Annotated in this window: 12 protein-coding genes; 7 read left to right on the top strand and 5 right to left on the bottom strand. The window is 68.5% G+C overall.

Annotated features, from left to right (window positions below):
• The first annotated feature begins 4 nt into the window (after nt 1-4).
• The 3 genes from PFX90_RS01335 to PFX90_RS01345 are packed head-to-tail and all read left to right on the top strand — an operon-like array spanning nt 5 to nt 4127.
• Nucleotides 5-1225, top strand: a complete 1221-nt coding sequence (locus PFX90_RS01335; protein WP_285709658.1) for a TIGR03087 family PEP-CTERM/XrtA system glycosyltransferase — start codon at nt 5-7, stop codon at nt 1223-1225.
• The gene (gene xrtA, locus PFX90_RS01340; protein WP_285709659.1) at nt 1215-2219 is read left to right on the top strand and encodes an exosortase A; all 1005 of its coding nucleotides are present in this window, start codon (nt 1215-1217) and stop codon (nt 2217-2219) included. The genes PFX90_RS01335 and xrtA overlap by 11 nt, the downstream gene beginning before the upstream one ends.
• A 12-nt stretch (nt 2220-2231) precedes the next feature.
• Nucleotides 2232-4127 (top strand): XrtA/PEP-CTERM system amidotransferase, encoded by a 1896-nt coding sequence (locus tag PFX90_RS01345; protein WP_285709662.1) that lies wholly within the window; start codon nt 2232-2234, stop codon nt 4125-4127.
• Nucleotides 4128-4357: 230 nt separating this feature from the next.
• Here the strand turns inward: PFX90_RS01345 and zapE are convergent, their stop codons facing one another.
• From zapE to PFX90_RS01360, 3 genes are read right to left on the bottom strand one after another with little or no spacing between them, the layout of a single operon-like run.
• Nucleotides 4358-5476, bottom strand: coding sequence for a cell division protein ZapE (zapE, locus tag PFX90_RS01350; protein ID WP_285709664.1), 1119 nt, complete (start codon nt 5474-5476; stop codon nt 4358-4360).
• 4 nt (nt 5477-5480) lie between these two features.
• Nucleotides 5481-5942, bottom strand: coding sequence for a PaaI family thioesterase (locus tag PFX90_RS01355; protein ID WP_285709666.1), 462 nt, complete (start codon nt 5940-5942; stop codon nt 5481-5483).
• Nucleotides 5943-5944: 2 nt separating this feature from the next.
• Nucleotides 5945-6727, bottom strand: coding sequence for a succinate dehydrogenase iron-sulfur subunit (locus tag PFX90_RS01360; protein ID WP_285709668.1), 783 nt, complete (start codon nt 6725-6727; stop codon nt 5945-5947).
• Between the two features lie 250 nt (nt 6728-6977).
• Here PFX90_RS01360 and PFX90_RS01365 point away from each other — a divergent pair, with 250 nt between their 5' ends.
• Nucleotides 6978-7724: an SDR family NAD(P)-dependent oxidoreductase gene (locus PFX90_RS01365; RefSeq protein WP_285709671.1), complete on the top strand. Its 747-nt coding sequence runs from the start codon at nt 6978-6980 to the stop codon at nt 7722-7724.
• Here PFX90_RS01365 and PFX90_RS01370 read toward each other — a convergent pair.
• The gene (locus PFX90_RS01370) at nt 7721-8032 is read right to left on the bottom strand and encodes a hypothetical protein (RefSeq protein ID WP_285709673.1); all 312 of its coding nucleotides are present in this window, start codon (nt 8030-8032) and stop codon (nt 7721-7723) included. The two genes, PFX90_RS01365 and PFX90_RS01370, sit on opposite strands and share 4 nt — an antisense overlap.
• 86 nt (nt 8033-8118) lie before the next feature.
• Between PFX90_RS01370 and PFX90_RS01375 the strand changes: the two genes are divergently transcribed.
• On the top strand, nt 8119-8751 hold the full coding sequence (locus tag PFX90_RS01375; RefSeq protein WP_285709675.1) for a class I SAM-dependent methyltransferase: 633 nt from the start codon (nt 8119-8121) through the stop codon (nt 8749-8751).
• Between the two features lie 175 nt (nt 8752-8926).
• Here PFX90_RS01375 and PFX90_RS01380 read toward each other — a convergent pair whose 3' ends face one another.
• A complete protein-coding gene (locus PFX90_RS01380) occupies nt 8927-11665 on the bottom strand; it encodes an Rne/Rng family ribonuclease (RefSeq protein ID WP_285709678.1) in 2739 nt (912 codons plus the stop codon).
• A gap of 427 nt (nt 11666-12092) precedes the next feature.
• On the opposite strand from PFX90_RS01380, the gene PFX90_RS01385 reads away from it, so the two are divergent.
• Both PFX90_RS01385 and PFX90_RS01390 read left to right on the top strand, forming a co-directional pair.
• On the top strand, nt 12093-13022 hold the full coding sequence (locus tag PFX90_RS01385) for an N-acetylmuramoyl-L-alanine amidase family protein (protein ID WP_285709680.1): 930 nt from the start codon (nt 12093-12095) through the stop codon (nt 13020-13022).
• A 54-nt stretch (nt 13023-13076) separates the two neighbouring features.
• Complete coding sequence (locus PFX90_RS01390; protein ID WP_285709682.1) at nt 13077-15596, top strand: penicillin-binding protein 1A; 2520 nt, start codon at nt 13077-13079, stop codon at nt 15594-15596.
• Nucleotides 15597-15621 lie beyond the last annotated feature (25 nt).

Genomic DNA, 15621 nt, shown 5'->3' on the forward strand with positions numbered 1-15621 from the left:
TCCGATGCCCGGCATCCTGTTCCTCGCCCACCGCGTGCCGTTCCCGCCCGACCGCGGCGACCGCATCCGCTCGCACCATCTGCTGAAGGCGCTGGCGAGGCTGGGGCCCGTCCATGTCGGCTGCTTCGGCGAGGGCGATGATGCGGCCGAGGGGGCGCTCGCCGCTGTCGCGGCTTCGCGGTGTGTGGCTCCGCGCACCAAGCCGCTGCCGCTCGCCGGGGTGGAGGCGGTGCTTTCGGGCAAGCCGGTGAGCCTTACTGCCTTCCATTCCGCCAAGCTCGCCCGCTGGGTGCGCGAGACCATCGTGCGCGAGGGGATCGAGGCGATCGTCGTCTTCTCGGGACAGATGGGGCAATATGTGCCCGATGACTTCGCCGGGCCAGTGGTGATCGACCTGTGCGATGTCGACAGCGCGAAGTTCGAAGCCTACGCGGCGGCGGGCGAGCGCAAGTGGCTCTACGCGCGTGAGGCGCGGTTGCTGGCGCGCGAAGAAGAGCGGCTCGGGCGGCAGGCGGACGCGGCCATCCTGATCTCCGAGGCCGAAGTGGCGCTCTACCGCAGCCGCCTCGACGCGCCCGATGCGGTCAACGTGCGGGTGATCGGCAACGGCATCGACGCGGCCTTCTTCGACCCGGCGCTCGCTAGCCCCCACCCCGAACTCGCCGCGACGGCGGGGCCCCATTTCGTCTTCACCGGCCAGATGGACTATCGCCCCAACGAGCAGGCTGCGCTGTGGGTGATCGAGGCGCTGCTGCCGCGTCTGCGCGCGCGCCATCCGGGGGCGAGCTTTCATGTCGTCGGGCGCAATCCCACCCGTGCGTTGATGGCCGAGGACGGCGCGCCGGGGGTGCGGGTGTGGGGCGCGGTGCCCGACGTGCGCCCCTTCATCGCCGCCGCCGACGCCGTGCTCGCCCCGCTGCTGATCGCGCGCGGGGTGCAGAACAAGGTGCTCGAGGCAATGGCAATGGCGCGGCCGGTGGTGCTCACCACCGAGGCCGCGACCGGGATCGCGGCGGAGAACGGCGAACACTGGCTGATTGCGCCGCCCGACCCCGAGGTCATGGCCGCGCATATCACCGACCTTCTCGCCAATCCTGCCGCGGCGAGCCGCATCGGCGCCGCCGCGCGCGACTTCGTGCTGCTCCACCACGGATGGGAGGCGATGCTCGCTCCGCTTGGCGAGCTCATCGGCGGGCGCGGGGAGGGCCGCCGCCATGCCGCCTGAGGCCGCCGCATTCCCCGTCCCGCGCGAACCAAAGCGCCTGCCCGCCGCGTGGCGCGCGCCGCTCGCCACACTGGCGGCCGCGGCGCTCGCGCTGGTGCTCGCCTGCCTCGGCGCTTGGAGCGCGATGGCGCACCAGTGGTGGAACATCGACACCTATAATCACCTGCTGCTCGTGCCCCTCATCATCGCCTGGCTGGTGGCGCTGAAGGAGGAGGCGCTGGCGCGCCTCGCCCCGCAGCCTTTCCTGCCCGGACTTATCGGCGTCGCCGCAGGCCTCACCCTGTGGCGGGCGGGCGAAGGGCTGGGGATCAACCTTGTCGCGCAGGCCGGTGCGGTGGGCGCCTTGCAAGCCGCCGCGATCACCATCCTCGGCCTGCGCGTGGCAATCGTCCTCGCGCTCCCCATCGCCTTTGCCGCCTTCCTCGTGCCCTTCGGCGACGAGATCATCCCGCCGCTCCAGAGCATCACCGCCGAGATCGCCATCGCGCTCACCCATGCGAGCGGTATTCCGGCGCGGATCGAGGGCATCTATATCGACACCCCCGCCGGGCTGTTCGTGGTCGCCGAGGCATGTTCGGGCGTCAAATTCCTGATCGCGATGGTGACGCTGGGCGTGCTGGTGTGCGCGACCCGCTTCACCCGCTGGCGCACCCGTGCGGCCTTCATGGCCGCCTGCGTCATCGTGCCCGTGCTCGCCAACGGAGTGCGGGCCTTTGCGACCATCTACGTCGCGCAATATGTCGGGGCCGAGAAGGCGACCGGGTTCGACCACATCGTCTATGGCTGGGTGTTCTTCGCCATCATCATTGCGGTCCTGCTCGGTGCGGCGTGGCGCTTCGTCGAGCGCGAGCCGGAGGACTATGGCTGGCCGCTCGCCGCGATCGAGAACTGGGGCTGGGTCCGCCGCCTCGAAGCCCACAGCTTTGCGCCGGGAAGCGCTGCTGCCGCGATCATCGCGCTGGCGGGCGTTGCCGCGCTCTCGCTCCTGCTCTAGGCCCCCAAGACGATGTGCGGGATTGCCGGGATCTTCCATGCCGAGACGCCCAAGCCGGTCGACCCCGCGCGGGTCGTGCGGATGTGCGACGCGCTCGCGCATCGGGGCCCAGACGGAGCGGGGGTGTGGACCGACCACGGCGTCGGCCTCGGCCACCGCCGCCTCTCGATCATCGACGTCGCGGGCTCCCCCCAGCCGATGCACGCCGCCGATGGCCGGGCGGTGATCGTCTTCAACGGCGAGATCTACAACTTCCGCGAACTGCGCCGCGAGCTGGAGCAGGCCGGCTTCGCCTTCCGCACCAATGGCGACACCGAGGTGATCCTTGCGGCGTGGCAGAAGTGGGGCCCCGATTGCCTCCAACGCCTCGACGGGATGTTCGCCTTCGCGATCTTCGACCTTGCCACCCGCCGCCTGTTCCTCGCCCGCGACCGGTTCGGGGTGAAGCCGCTGTTCCTCGCCCACCTTTCGGACGGGAGCATCGCCTTCGCCTCGGAGCTGAAGGGGCTCCTCGCTCATCCGCTGCTGCGCCGCCGCGTCAACCCGCAAGCCATCGAGGCCTATATGGCCTGGGGCTATGTGCCCGACACGCACTCCCTGCTGGCAGGCGTCGAGAAGCTGCCCGCCGGCCACTTCTGGCTGCTGGAGCAGGGCAAGGCCCCCGGTCGTCCGCAGCGCTGGTGGGACATATCCTTCACCGAGCGCGAGCGCGGAAGCGAAGCCGATCTCTCCGCCCAGCTCGTCCACCTGCTGCGCGAGGGCGTGCGCTCGCGCATGGTCGCCGACGTGCCGCTGGGCGCCTTCCTCTCGGGCGGGGTCGACAGCTCGGGCGTGGTGGCGCTGATGGCCGAGGCGAGCAGCCAGCCGGTGCAGACCTGCTCGATCGGCTTCGATGTCGCGGCCTATGACGAGACCTCCTACGCCCGTCAGGTCGCGGCCAAACTCGGCGCGGACCATGCCGAACGGATCGTCGCCACCGATGATTTCGCCGCCATCGATGCCCTTGCCGCGATGTTCGACGAGCCCTTCGCCGACGCCTCGGCGCTCCCCACATGGCGCGTGTGCCAGCTGGCGCGGGAGCGGGTGACGGTGGCGCTCTCGGGCGACGGGGCGGACGAGGCCTTCGCGGGATACCGCCGTCAGGTGTTCCACCATCACGAGGAACGCGCCCGCGGCATTCTGCCTGCGGGCCTGCGTGCCCCGCTCTTTGGAGCCCTCGGCCGCGCCTGGCCCAAGGCCGACTGGGCACCGCGCCCCTTGCGCGCCAAGGCAACCCTGCTCGCGCTCGCCGAGAGCGGGGAGGAGGGCTATGCCCGCGGCCTCTCGGTGACCCTGCCCGAGGCGCGCCGGGCGCTCTATTCCGACGCCTTCGCCGCCAGCCTCGACGGCTTCCGTGCCGAGGACGAGCTGATTGCGCTGATGCGCAGCGCGCCGGGCCGCTCGGGCCTCGACCGGGCGCAATATGCCGACCTCATGTTCTGGATGCCCGGCGACATCCTCACCAAGGTCGACCGCACCAGCATGGCGGTGAGCCTTGAAGCGCGCGAGCCTTTGCTCGACCACCGCCTCGTCGAATTCGCCGCGCGTCTGCCCGAGGGGCTGCGGGTGCGGGGATCGACCGGCAAGCACCTGCTCAAGAAGAGCCTCGAGCGCTACCTGCCGCACGATATCCTTTACCGCCCCAAGCAGGGTTTTGTGACGCCCATCGCCGAGTGGCTGAGGGGGCCGCTCGCTGACGCTTCGCGGGGGATCGCGCGCGGCAGCCTCGCCCAGACGGGGTTCTTCCGCCCCGAAGCCATCTCCGCGCTGGCCGAGGCGCATATCGCAGCCCGCGCCGACCATTCGCGGACCCTGTGGCAGCTCCTGATGCTGGAGAAGTCGCTGAACCAGCTGGGGGTGAGCGGTTAGAGCGCTGCGCGCCGATCTTTATCGAATTACGATATTCGAAGTTCACAAAGTTCACATTGCAAATTGCGCAATCCTACAGGAATTGCCGCGCATTATCATAATCTTGCGCGGCAAAAGCGAAGTTCACACTGTACGGCGCGTTTCATGCGCTCCCACCCGCTGCCTGCAGCCCTCACAATGCCAAAGAACGCCGCCGATCATAGCGCCGCCGGAGCGTGTAGGAAAACGCTCTAATCTTCCACCCCGTGGCCTAACGCCATGTAGTCCTCGCTCTGCATTTCGTTGAGGCGGCTCACTGTGCGCTCGAATTCGAAGGCGCCGTCGCCCGCCTGATAGAGCTCCTCAGGCAGCGCGGCGGCGGTGACGAACAGCTTCACGCGGTGCTCGTAGAGCGCGTCGATCAGCTTGGTGAAGCGGATCGCCTCGTTGCGGTTCTCCGGCCCCATCCTCGGGATGCCGACGAGGATCACGGTGTGGAACGCCCGCGCAATTGCGAGGTAGTCCGCCGCGCCGCGGTTCTCGGCGCACAGCTTCTTGAAGCTGAACACGCCGACGCCCTTGAGGCTCTTGGGCACGTGCAGCGTCCGCCCGCCGCCGAGGTCGAGCGCGCCGGTCGGCACATTGGCGGCGTCCTCTGGCGCAAAGTCGGTGAGGCGGAAGAAGGCCTCGCGCACCTGTTCGGTCGCAGCCTCGCCGATCGGGGAATGCCACATGGCGAGCCCGCCGATGCGGTCGAGGCGGTAGTCGACCGGCCCGTTGAGGCTGAGGACGTCCATCTCGCGCGTTACAAGGTCGATGAAGGGCAGGAACAGCGAGCGGTTGAGGCCGTCCTTGTAAAGATCGCGCGGGGGCCGGTTGGAGGTGGTGACGACCACCGTTCCGGCCTCCATGAGCGCGGTGAAGAAGCGGCCCATGATGGCCGCATCGGCGGTGTTGTTCACCACCATCTCGTCGAAGGCGAGGCAGCGCACCTCCTGCGCCATCGCCTGCGCGACGTGCAGCAGCGGGTCACGCTGCTCGGCCTTGCGCGCTTCGGTGAGGTGCCGGTCGAGCTCGAGCATGAAGGCGTGGAAGTGGACGCGCCGCTTGCGCTCGATGCCGAGGGTCTCGACGAAGAGGTCCATCAGCATCGACTTGCCGCGCCCGACGCCGCCCCACAGATAGACCCCGCGCGGCTCGGGCGCGGGCGGCTTTCCAAACAGCTTGCCGAACAGGCCGGGCGGGGGCGGCGGCGCCTCCAGTTCGTCCTGCAACCGCGCTAGCCGCTCGGCCGCGACGCGCTGGTCGGAGTCGGCGCGCAATTCGCCGCTGGCGATCAGCGCGTCATAGCGGGCGAGGAGGCCGGGCATAGCGTCAGCCCCGCGGCTGCATCTTGCGCACTATCCCCGAGAAGCTCGCGACCACATCATCGTCCTGCACCACCATCCCGCGGATGAAGACCAGCTTGCCGGTCTCGCGCACGATCTCGGTCACGGCATCGAGCGGGCGGCTGCCATCGCCGCCGCCGACGAACTGGCTCGAGAGCTCGAGCGTCACCGAGGGGCCCGCATTGCCGGTGCCGATCCGGTGCATCGTCACGAAGAGCGCGATGTCGATCAGCGCCAGCGTCACCGCGCCGTGGATGATTCCCTGAAGGTTCAGGTGCTTGCGCTCGGGGAACATGCGCAGGCGCGCCTTCCCGTCATCGTCGACGCGGGTGATGAGCTTGCCCATCACCGCGCCGTTGAACAGCGTTTCGTCCTTGAGGTTCCAGTGGTGCCAGCCGGGATTGTCCGGGTCCGGCCCGTGCTCGAAGACGTCGTCCTTGAAGCTCACGATCAGATCGCGCGCTCTGCCATCATCTTCTTGGTCTCCGCGATCGCCTTGGCGGGGCTGAGGCCCTTGGGGCACACGTTCGCGCAGTTCATGATGGTGTGGCAGCGGTAGAGACGGAACGGGTCCTCGAGGTCATCGAGCCGCTCGCCCGTCATCTCGTCGCGGCTGTCGGCGAGCCAGCGATAGGCCTGCAAGAGGATCGCGGGGCCGAGGAACTTGTCGCTGTTCCACCAATAGGACGGGCACGAGGTCGAGCAGCAGGCGCACAGGATGCACTCGTAGAGCCCGTCGAGCTTCTCGCGCTGTTCGGGCGACTGGAGGCGCTCCTTGCCGCTCGGCGTGGGCGAGACGGTCTGGAGCCAGGGGCGGATGCTCGCATACTGGGCGTAGAAATGGGTGAAGTCCGGCACCAGGTCCTTGATCACGTCCATGTGCGGCAGCGGGGTGATGCGGATCTCGCCCTTCAGGTCTTCGATCGCGGTGGTGCAGGCGAGGCCGTTCTTGCCGTTCATGTTCATCGAGCACGACCCGCAGATCCCCTCGCGGCACGAGCGGCGGAAGGTCAGCGTCGGGTCGATCTCGTTCTTGATCTTGAACAGGGCGTCGAGGACCATCGGGCCGCATTCGTCGAGGTTGATCTCGAACTTGTCGTAACGCGGGTTCTGGCCGCTGTCGGGATCGTAGCGGTAGATCTTGAACGACTTCACGCGGGAGCCGCCGGTGGCCTTGTGCACCTTGCCAGGGCCGTTGACTTTGGAGTTCTTGGGGAGAGTGAAGGTCGCCATTACGTGATCCCGGTTACGCTTTGCGCCCCCTACTTAACGCCATCCCGGCGCTGCGCAAGCGGGGGGTGACTGTCAGTTGTTGCAGGCTTTCGCACAGGGGTTGAGCGCGGCTCAGCACCGCGGTGTTGGAGACACATGAGACACTGTCCAGGGGCGAAAATCTCTCCCGCCCCGCAGGGCCCGCCGCAGGGGCGCGAGAGGGCTGCGAAAAAGGGCGGAACCACAAGGCCATGGGCGCACTTTATGCCCCATGGACGATGTAGGACAGACCCCAATTCATGTGCCCGCCACGGCCTGCGTTTTCGGCGCGAGCGGGGGGATCGGGCGGGCGCTGTGCGAGGGACTCGCGGCGGCGGGGTGCGAGCGGATCTATGCCGGATCGCGGAGTGGCAGCGCGCCGCAAGGTGCTGCCTTCCATGGCTTTTCCTTCGATCTGGAGGACGAGGCGAGCATTGCCGCTGCCGCCGCGATGATGCGCGCTCAGCCGCCCGAATGGGTGATCGTCGCGACCGGTGTGCTGACGCTTGCCGACGGCACGGGGCCCGAGCGATCCTACAAGCGGCTCGAGGCCGGCACGATGGCGCAGGTCTTCGCGCTCAACACCATCGGCCCCGCGATGATTGCCAAGCACATGCTGCCGCTGATGCCGCGCGGGCAGGCCTTCACCTTTGCCGCATTGTCGGCCCGTGTGGGCTCGATCAGCGACAACCGGCTCGGCGGGTGGCATTCCTATCGGGCGTCCAAGGCGGCGCTGAATATGCTGATCCGCAACTTCGCGCTGGAGATGGCGCGCACCCATCCCGAGAGCGTGATCGTCGGCCTGCATCCCGGCACGGTCGATTCCGCGCTGTCAGCCCCGTTCCAGTCGGGGCTGGCCGAGGGGCAGTTGACCGCGCCCGAGGTGGCGGCGGCGAACCTGCTGGGTGTGCTGTCACGCCTCGGCCCCGCGCAATCGGGGCGCGTGTTCGATTTCCGCGGGGACGAGGTGCCCGCCTAGAAGATCCCGACCGCAAGGTGCGCCCAGACCGTCAGGAACAGCAGCACCGCCAGCATGATCCCGCCGATCCGCCAGCGCGGCGCGTCGAGGAAGTGGATCGCGGCCTCGATCGCGCCGCACAGCAGCGCGAGCAGCAGCGCCATCGCGGCGAAATCCTCGAGGCCCCACTTGACCTCATTGCTCATCGCCATGCCGAGCAGCGGGAAGGCGAACAGCATCGCCGCACACAGCCACAGGCTCGGATGAAAGCGGAAGCGGGTGCCCGAGGGGGCGGCGCCGGGGTTGGTCCCGGGGTTGGTCGTGGTCATGGCGGCATCCCTCCCAGAAAGCCGGTTTGGCAATTGCGCCGCAACGTGCCACGCATTGCGCCAGCGGGAAAGAGGGGAGAGCGGGAATGGGACTGGCAAGCTGGTACGAGGCGAAGATCATGCCGCGCCTCATCACCTGCGCCTGCTCGCAAGGCCAGATCATGAAGCGCCGCGCGGCGGTGGTGCCACGGGCGCGGGGCGACGTGTTCGAACTGGGCTGCGGGGGCGGGATCAACCACGAATTCTACGAAGCCGCCGCGATCACCTCCTACGCCGGGATCGACCCGCACGAAGGCCTGCTCGACGGCGCGCGCGCGGCGGCGCGGGAGAAGGGCTGGGCGGCGGACCTGCGCGCGGGGCGGGGTGAGGCGATCCCTTTCGAGGACGCGCGCTTCGACTGCGTGGTGTGCACCTTCACGCTGTGCTCGGTCGATAACCCCGCGCAGGTGATGCGCGAGATGCGCCGCATCCTGCGCCCGGGCGGCGAGCTGCTGTTCCTCGAGCACGGCCTTGCCCCCGACCCCGGGGTCCGCGCGTGGCAGGGCCGGATCGAGCCGGTCTGGAAGCGGCTTGCGGGCGGGTGCCACCTGACCCGGCCGATCGCGGGGGCGCTGGCGGGCGCGGGTTTCGCGGTCGAGCCGCTGGGGGAGGGCTACGCGCCCAAAGCCCCGCGCTTTGCCGGGTGGATGGAGTGGGGTGTGGCGCGGAAGGTCGGTTAGTCGGGCGGCCGAGGAGGCCCACCCCCGACCCCTCCCGCAAGCGGGAGGCGAGGTTGGCGCCACCAGTCCCCCTCCCGCTTGCGGGAGGGGTTAGGGGTGGGCCCGGGCTGACAGAAAAAGAAAAGGGCGGGACAGATCGCTCTGTCCCGCCCTTCTTTCATGTTCGTTCCGAACCTTACTCGCCGAAGGTCCGCTGCCACCAGCCGCGGCGCGGCTTGGTTTCGGCCTCGGTCGACGCATCGGCCGCGGGGGCTTCCTCAGCCGGAGCCGGTTCGCTCACCTCGGCGGTTTCAGCGGGCTCGGCGTCGGCCACCTTGGCTTTGCGCGGAGCGCGCTTGCGCTTGGGCTTTTCGGCCGGGGCTTCCTCTTCGGCAGCAGCCGCATCGGAGGCCTCGGCGGCGAGTTCGGGTGCGAGTTCGGCGGGGACTTCTTCCGCGACCGGCTCTTCCACCTTCTTCTTGCGCGGCGCGCGGACGCGCTTGGGCTTTTCGGCGGGGGCTTCCTCGGCGGGCGCTTCGGCTTCCGCTTCGGCGACCGGAGCCTCGGCTTCGGCGGGAGCCTCGGCCTCGGCTTCATCGCCGCTCACGGCATCGCCGTCATCGCCCTGAGCCTCGTCGCCACCTTCGGGCGCATCGCCCTCGCGGCGCTTGCGACCGCGACCGCCGCGGCGGCGGCGCTTCTTGGGACGCGCTTCGCCATCTTCGCCGACCGAGCCTTCGCCGCGATCCGTCTCATTGGCGGCGTCACCGGCGTCATCACCGGCCTCGTCGCCACCGTCCTCGTCACGCTCGTCACGCTCGTCACCGGCTTCGCCGTCCTCGCGCTCGCGGTTGCGGTTGCGGCCGCCGCGCCGACGGCGGCGCTTCTTCTTGCGACCCGCGCCTTCATCGTCGTTGTCGGCGCGCTCGCGGCGGGCCGGGCGCTCTTCGCGCTCATCAGCCTCGTCCTCGGCGAAATCTTCCTCTTCCTCGGGCAGATCGTCGTCGTCATCGTCGATGATCGGTTCGAACTTCGGCGCCTGCGAGGGGCGCGGGCCGGAGCTCGAGACGCTCATCTTGGCGCCTTCCTGCTCACCCTCGGGCACGACTTCGACGCTGACGCCGTAGCGCTGCTCGATCTCGACGAGGTCGGCGCGCTTTTCGTTGAGGAGGTAGATCGCCGCCTCGGTGCTGGCGCCCAGGCGGATCAGCGTGCCCTTGCCGCGCGCCGCCTCGTCCTCGATCAGGCGCAGCGCCGAGAGCCCCGCCGACGAGGCGGTGCGCACAAGGCCCGTGCCGTCGCAATGCGGGCAGGCGCGGGTGGTCGCTTCGAGCACCCCGGTGCGCAGGCGCTGGCGGCTCATTTCCATCAGGCCGAAGGAGCTGATGCGGCCGACCTGGATGCGCGCGCGGTCGTTCTTTAGCGCGTCCTTCATCGCCTTTTCGACCTTGCGGACGTTGGAGGGGTACTCCATGTCGATGAAGTCGATGACGACGAGGCCGGCCATGTCGCGCAGGCGCAGCTGGCGGGCGATTTCGCGCGCGGCTTCGAGGTTGGTGTGGAGCGCGGTCGCCTCGATCCCGTGCTCCTTGGTGGAGCGGCCGGAGTTGATGTCGATCGACACCAGCGCCTCGGTCGGGTTGATGATGAGATAGCCGCCGCTCTTGAGCTGCACCATCGGATCATACATCGCGCGCAGCTGGTCCTCGGCGCCATAGCGCTGGAACAGGGGCACGGGGTCCGAATAGGCCTTCACCCGCCGCGCGTGGCTGGGCATGAGGAGCTTCATGAAGGCCTTGGCCGACTTGTAGCCTTCCTCGCCCTCGACGACGACTTCCTCGATTTCCTTGTTGTAGATGTCGCGGATCGCGCGCTTGATGAGGTCGCTGTCCGAGTGGATCAGCGCGGGTGCGACCGAGGCGAGGGTGTTCTCGCGGATCTCGTCCCACACGCGGGCGAGGTAGTCGAAGTCGCGCTTGATCTCGGGCTTGGTGCGGCTCATGCCGGCGGTGCGGACGATCAGGCCCATGGTCTTGGGGAGCTTGAGGTCCGAGACCATCTCCTTCAGCCGCTTGCGATCGCTGGTCGAGCTGATCTTGCGGCTGATCCCGCCGCCATGCGACGAGTTCGGCATCAGCACGGTGTAGCGGCCCGCGAGGCTGAGGTAGGTGGTCAGCGCCGCGCCCTTGTTGCCGCGCTCTTCCTTGACCACTTGCACCAGCAGCACCTGGCGGCGCTGGATGACGTCCTGGATCTTGTAGCGGCGGCGCAGCGCCATGCGCTTGGCGCGCACTTCGTCGACCTGCTTGGCACGGCTGCGGCCCTTGCCGTCGCCGCCCTTTTCACCCTTGCCCTGACGGCGGCGACCACGGCCACGGCCGCGACGTTCCTCAGCCCCTTCGCTGTCCTCGGCGGCTTCTTCGCCCTCGTTCTCGCCGTTCTCGTCGTCCGAGCCCTCTTCCTCGTCCGAGGCCCCGCCTTCGATGGTGGCGACATCGTCCTTGTCGGAGGTGTCGACTTCCTCGACGCCGTTCTCGGCAAAGTCCTCGGCGAGCGCTTCGCCGCTTTCGTCCTCGGCGTCATATTCGGCGCCGGGCGAGATGCCCTCGTCTTCCTCTTCGGCGCGCAGGCGCTCTTCTTCCTCGGCGGCCTCGGCTTCTTCAGCCAGCAGCGCGTCGCGATCCGCCTTGGGGATCTGGTAGTAATCGGGGTGGATTTCGCTGAAGGCGAGGAAGCCGTGACGATTGCCGCCGAAGTCGACGAAAGCCGCCTGCAGCGAGGGCTCGACCCGGGTTACCTTGGCGAGATAGATATTGCCCTTGATCTGCTTGTGTTCGGCAGATTCAAAGTCGAATTCCTCAATCCGGTTGCCTTGCAGAACCGCCACCCGGGTTTCTTCCGGGTGGCGCGCATCGATAAGCATGCGCGTTGCCATTGAAATGTCTCCATGCGCCCGGCCTTGACCGCGAGCGGTCGTAAAGGGGGCGCGCATATTGTGGTGAACCGGCGCGCCCGAGGGCCTTGCCGGAAGGGATAATCGCGCTGTGAGGGCCGAAGTCGGCGCCCGGCGCGAAGCTCGTGTCTGCAATGGCGAGCGTGCGGCACGGCGCCGCGCCTTCTCCCGTGACCGCACGCAGGCGCAGGGCGCGCTGGGTGCTTGTTGTCCGGGAAAAGCGATCTGTCACTGCATCAACCTGTATTGGACCGGGTGCGAAGAATATCGGTCGCCCGGAGCAAGGGGCGGGCGGAATGCGCGGGTTGCGCTCTTATCCGGCCCCTGTGAAAGCAGTGCTAGCATTGTGGGGCGGGCCCCGCAACTCTATTGCGTTTGCCCGTGACAAGAACGTAAGCCGCAAGGCGCAATGAGTTACCGCACGCTCCTGCTGATCGTTCTCTTCGTGCCCGCAGCATTGCTGGGCGGGGCGAAGGCGCTGGGGCTGGTGATCCCGGTGCCGATCTGGGGGCGCGACTATGTGCTCCATTTCCCCTTCGAGGGCGAGGCCGCGCCGCCGCTCGAACTGCCCAAGGTCGAAGGGCCGGACGATCCCTCGCGCCCGCTGGTGGTGATCGATGCCGGGCACGGCGGGCGCGATCCGGGCGCGGTCGGCAAGGATGAGGCCGGCAAGCGGTTCGAGGAGAAGGCCATCACCCTCGCCATCGCGCTCGCACTGCGTGACGAATTGCTGAAGCAGGGCGGCATCCGCGTCGCCCTGACCCGCGCCGATGATCGCATCCTGCCGCTCCCCCACCGTCCCGAGATCGCCAGGCTGCTCGAGGCCGATCTGTTCATCTCGATTCACGCCGACAGCGCAGGCGGCGCCAACGACACGGTGAGCGGGGCGAGCATCTACACGCTCTCCGACGAGGCTTCGAGCGAGGCGGCGGCGCGTTTTGCCGCGCGCGAGAATGATGCCGACCGCCTCAATGGCATCACCATCGAAGGCGCCAGCGCAAATGTCAGCGCGATCCTCGTCGAGCTGTCGCAGCAGCGCACGCAGGAGGACGCGCTGGCCTTCGCCGGCCTGGTGCTGCGCGAGGGCCAGAGCGCGCTCGCCTTCGTCCCCCAGCCGCGCCGCTCGGCCGCGCTCGCGGTCTTGCGTGCGCCGGACGTTCCCTCGGTGCTGTTCGAAAGCGGCTTCGTCACCAACCAGAAGGACCGCGCGGTGCTCACCACGGCGGAGGGCCGGGCGCGCTATGCCGGGGTGCTGGCGCGCGCGATCCGGGTCCATTTCGCGCGCCGCGCCGAGGCGGTGCAAGCTGCGCCCAAGGGCGCGCCCACAGGCGGGGAATAGGGTCGCAATGGCGCTAGCCTTCCCGAGGGTCTGCGTGCTAGTTGCGCGCCGTCCATGACCGAGACCACTCCCCCCGACGGCCAGCTTTCCACCTGGGCCTACCTGCGCTACCGCGTCAATCGCGACATCGGCGCAGGCCTCGCTTGGTTCGGCGCGCGCTGGAAGCAGAGCCGGCTGTTCCGGCTTGCCGCGATCGCCTTCGGGGCGTTCCTCGCATTGTGGATCGCGGTCTTCGTGTGGCTGGCAAGCGACCTGCCCGAGGCCGAGCAGCTCCTCACCTACGAAACCCCGCTGCCGACCGTGGTGCGCGGGATCGATGGCGAGATCGTCCATTCCTATGCGCGCGAGCGGCGGGTGCAGCTGCAATATGCGGACTTTCCGCAGAAGCTGATCGAGGCCTATCTCGCCGCCGAGGACAAGACCTTCTTCAGCCACGGCGGCGTCGATTTCCTCGGCACGGCCAATGCGGTGTTCGACTATGCGCGCAAGGCCGGTTCGGGCGAGCGCGCGGTGGGCGGGTCGACCATCACCCAGCAGGTCGCCAAGAACCTGCTCTTGGGCGACGAATATTCGGTGACCCGCAAGCTTAAGGAAATGATCCTTGCCGGCCGCATCGAGCAGGTGCTGACCAAGCAGGAGATCCTCGAGCTTTACCTCAACGAAATCCCGCTCGGCCGCCGCTCCTTCGGGGTGCAGGCGGCCGCGCGCGCCTATTTCGACAAGGACGTCGACCAGCTCCAGCTCCACGAGATGGCCTTCCTCGCGATCCTGCCCAAGGCGCCCGAGCGTTATGGGCGGAAAGGGCAGGAAGCAGCCGCGCTCGAGCGGCGCAATTTCGTGCTCGACCAGATGGAGAAAAACGGCTTCATCACCGGCTCGGAGCGCCGCGCGGCAGCCGCGCAGCCCTTGGGCCTCGTGACCCAGCGGCGCGAGCGCAGCGTGGACGCGGGCTATTTCCTCGAGGAAGTGCGCCGCGAGCTCATCACCCGCTTCGGCGAGACCGCGGAGAAGGGGCCGAACTCGGTCTATGCCGGCGGGCTGTGGGTGCGCACCAGCCTCGATCCCCAGATGCAGACCGCCGCGCGCGATGCCCTGCGCGAAGGGCTGCTGCGCTATCACGGCGGTCGCGCCTGGGCCGGGCCGATCGCGACGCTCGACCTTTCGGAAGGCAACTGGGCGGGCCAGCTGCAATCCTCGCCATTGGGCATCAGCTACAAGGACTGGCGCGTCGGCGTCGTCACGCAGCGCAGCGGGCAGAGTGCGCGGATCGGCTTTGCCGATGGCTCCGAAGCGCCGCTGATCGGGCTGCCCAACAATCTCAAGGCCGGCGACGTGATCGCCGCTTCGCCATCGGGCAACGGCTTTGCCGTGCGCACCATTCCCGAGGCGCAGGGCGCGCTGGTGGTCGAGCAGGCGCAGACCGGCCGCGTGCTGGCGATGCAGGGCGGCTTCGACAACCGCCTGTCGGACTTCAACCGCGCGACGCAGGCCAACCGCCAGCCGGGCTCGACCATCAAGCCCTTCGTCTATGCCGCCGGGCTCGACAACGGGATGACCCCCTCGACCCAGGTCGATAACTCGCGCTTCTGCTATTATCAGGGCGCGAACCTCGGCGAGAAGTGCATCCGCGGCTCGGGCAGCGGCGGGCAGCACCCGATGCGCTACGGCCTCGAGCAGTCGCAGAACATCATGACCGTGCAGATCGGGATGACCGCAGGCATGCCCAACGTGGTCAAGGAGATCGAGAAGCTCGGGATCGGCAAGTTCCCGCCCTATCCCTCGACCGCGCTGGGGGCAGGGGAGACGACGCTCGTCAAGATGGTCGCGGCCTATTCGGCGCTGGCGAACCACGGCCGGCTCAACCCGCCGACGCTGATCGACTATGTGCAGGACCGCCGCGGCAAGGTGCTGTGGCGGGCCGACGCGCGCGAGTGCCGCGGGTGCAACATGGCGAAGTGGGACGGCAAGCCGATGCCGCGCTTTGGCGTCATGGGCACGCAGGCGATGGACGCGCGCACCGCGTTTCAGGTGATGCACATGCTGCGCGGCGCGGTGAGCCGCGGCACGGCGACCGTGCTCAACTCGCTTGGCCTGCCGCTGTTCGGCAAGACCGGCACCACCACCGGCCCCAAGGATGTGTGGTTCATCGGCGGCACGCAGCAGATGATCGCGGGCGCCTATGTGGGCTTCGACCAGCCGCGCAACATGGGCGGCTATGCCTATGGCGGCACGATCTCCGCGCCGATCATCAAGAGCCTGATCGAGAAGACCAAGCCCAAGTGGTCCGATCTCCCGCCCGTCGCGCCCACCGGCGTGCGCATGGTGCGGATCGACCGCCGCTCGGGCAAGCGCGTGTTCGATGGCTGGCCGACCGACGATCCCAAGTCGGCGATCATCTGGGAGGCCTTCAAGCCCGATACCGAGCCCGAGCGCTACACGCGGCAGGACGCGATTCTCGCCAAGCGCAACGAGATCCTCGCGCTGATCCGCGCCGGTCGCCAGAGCGCGGCGGCCGCGGTGACCGATGCGCCGGCGGATGAGGGCAATTTCGTCGAGGAAGGCGGAATTGACTGATCTGCGGCGGAACCGGCGGGCAGCT

It is taken from the genome of Erythrobacter oryzae, assembly GCF_030271515.1.
Classification (GTDB): Bacteria; Pseudomonadota; Alphaproteobacteria; order Sphingomonadales; family Sphingomonadaceae; genus Erythrobacter; species Erythrobacter oryzae.

What these genes read in the sequence shown, in the direction of transcription:
- PFX90_RS01380 (WP_285709678.1), bottom strand. Translation starts at nt 11,665, where the DNA reads ATGGCAACGCGCATGCTTATCGATGCGCGCCACCCGGAAGAAACCCGG.
- PFX90_RS01360 (WP_285709668.1), bottom strand. Translation starts at nt 6,727, where the DNA reads ATGGCGACCTTCACTCTCCCCAAGAACTCCAAAGTCAACGGCCCTGGC.
- PFX90_RS01335 (WP_285709658.1), top strand. Translation starts at nt 5, where the DNA reads ATGCCCGGCATCCTGTTCCTCGCCCACCGCGTGCCGTTCCCGCCCGAC.
- PFX90_RS01375 (WP_285709675.1), top strand. Translation starts at nt 8,119, where the DNA reads ATGGGACTGGCAAGCTGGTACGAGGCGAAGATCATGCCGCGCCTCATC.
- xrtA (WP_285709659.1), top strand. Translation starts at nt 1,215, where the DNA reads ATGCCGCCTGAGGCCGCCGCATTCCCCGTCCCGCGCGAACCAAAGCGC.
- PFX90_RS01345 (WP_285709662.1), top strand. Translation starts at nt 2,232, where the DNA reads ATGTGCGGGATTGCCGGGATCTTCCATGCCGAGACGCCCAAGCCGGTC.
- PFX90_RS01365 (WP_285709671.1), top strand. Translation starts at nt 6,978, where the DNA reads ATGGACGATGTAGGACAGACCCCAATTCATGTGCCCGCCACGGCCTGC.
- PFX90_RS01385 (WP_285709680.1), top strand. Translation starts at nt 12,093, where the DNA reads ATGAGTTACCGCACGCTCCTGCTGATCGTTCTCTTCGTGCCCGCAGCA.
- PFX90_RS01390 (WP_285709682.1), top strand. Translation starts at nt 13,077, where the DNA reads ATGACCGAGACCACTCCCCCCGACGGCCAGCTTTCCACCTGGGCCTAC.
- zapE (WP_285709664.1), bottom strand. Translation starts at nt 5,476, where the DNA reads ATGCCCGGCCTCCTCGCCCGCTATGACGCGCTGATCGCCAGCGGCGAA.
- PFX90_RS01370 (WP_285709673.1), bottom strand. Translation starts at nt 8,032, where the DNA reads ATGACCACGACCAACCCCGGGACCAACCCCGGCGCCGCCCCCTCGGGC.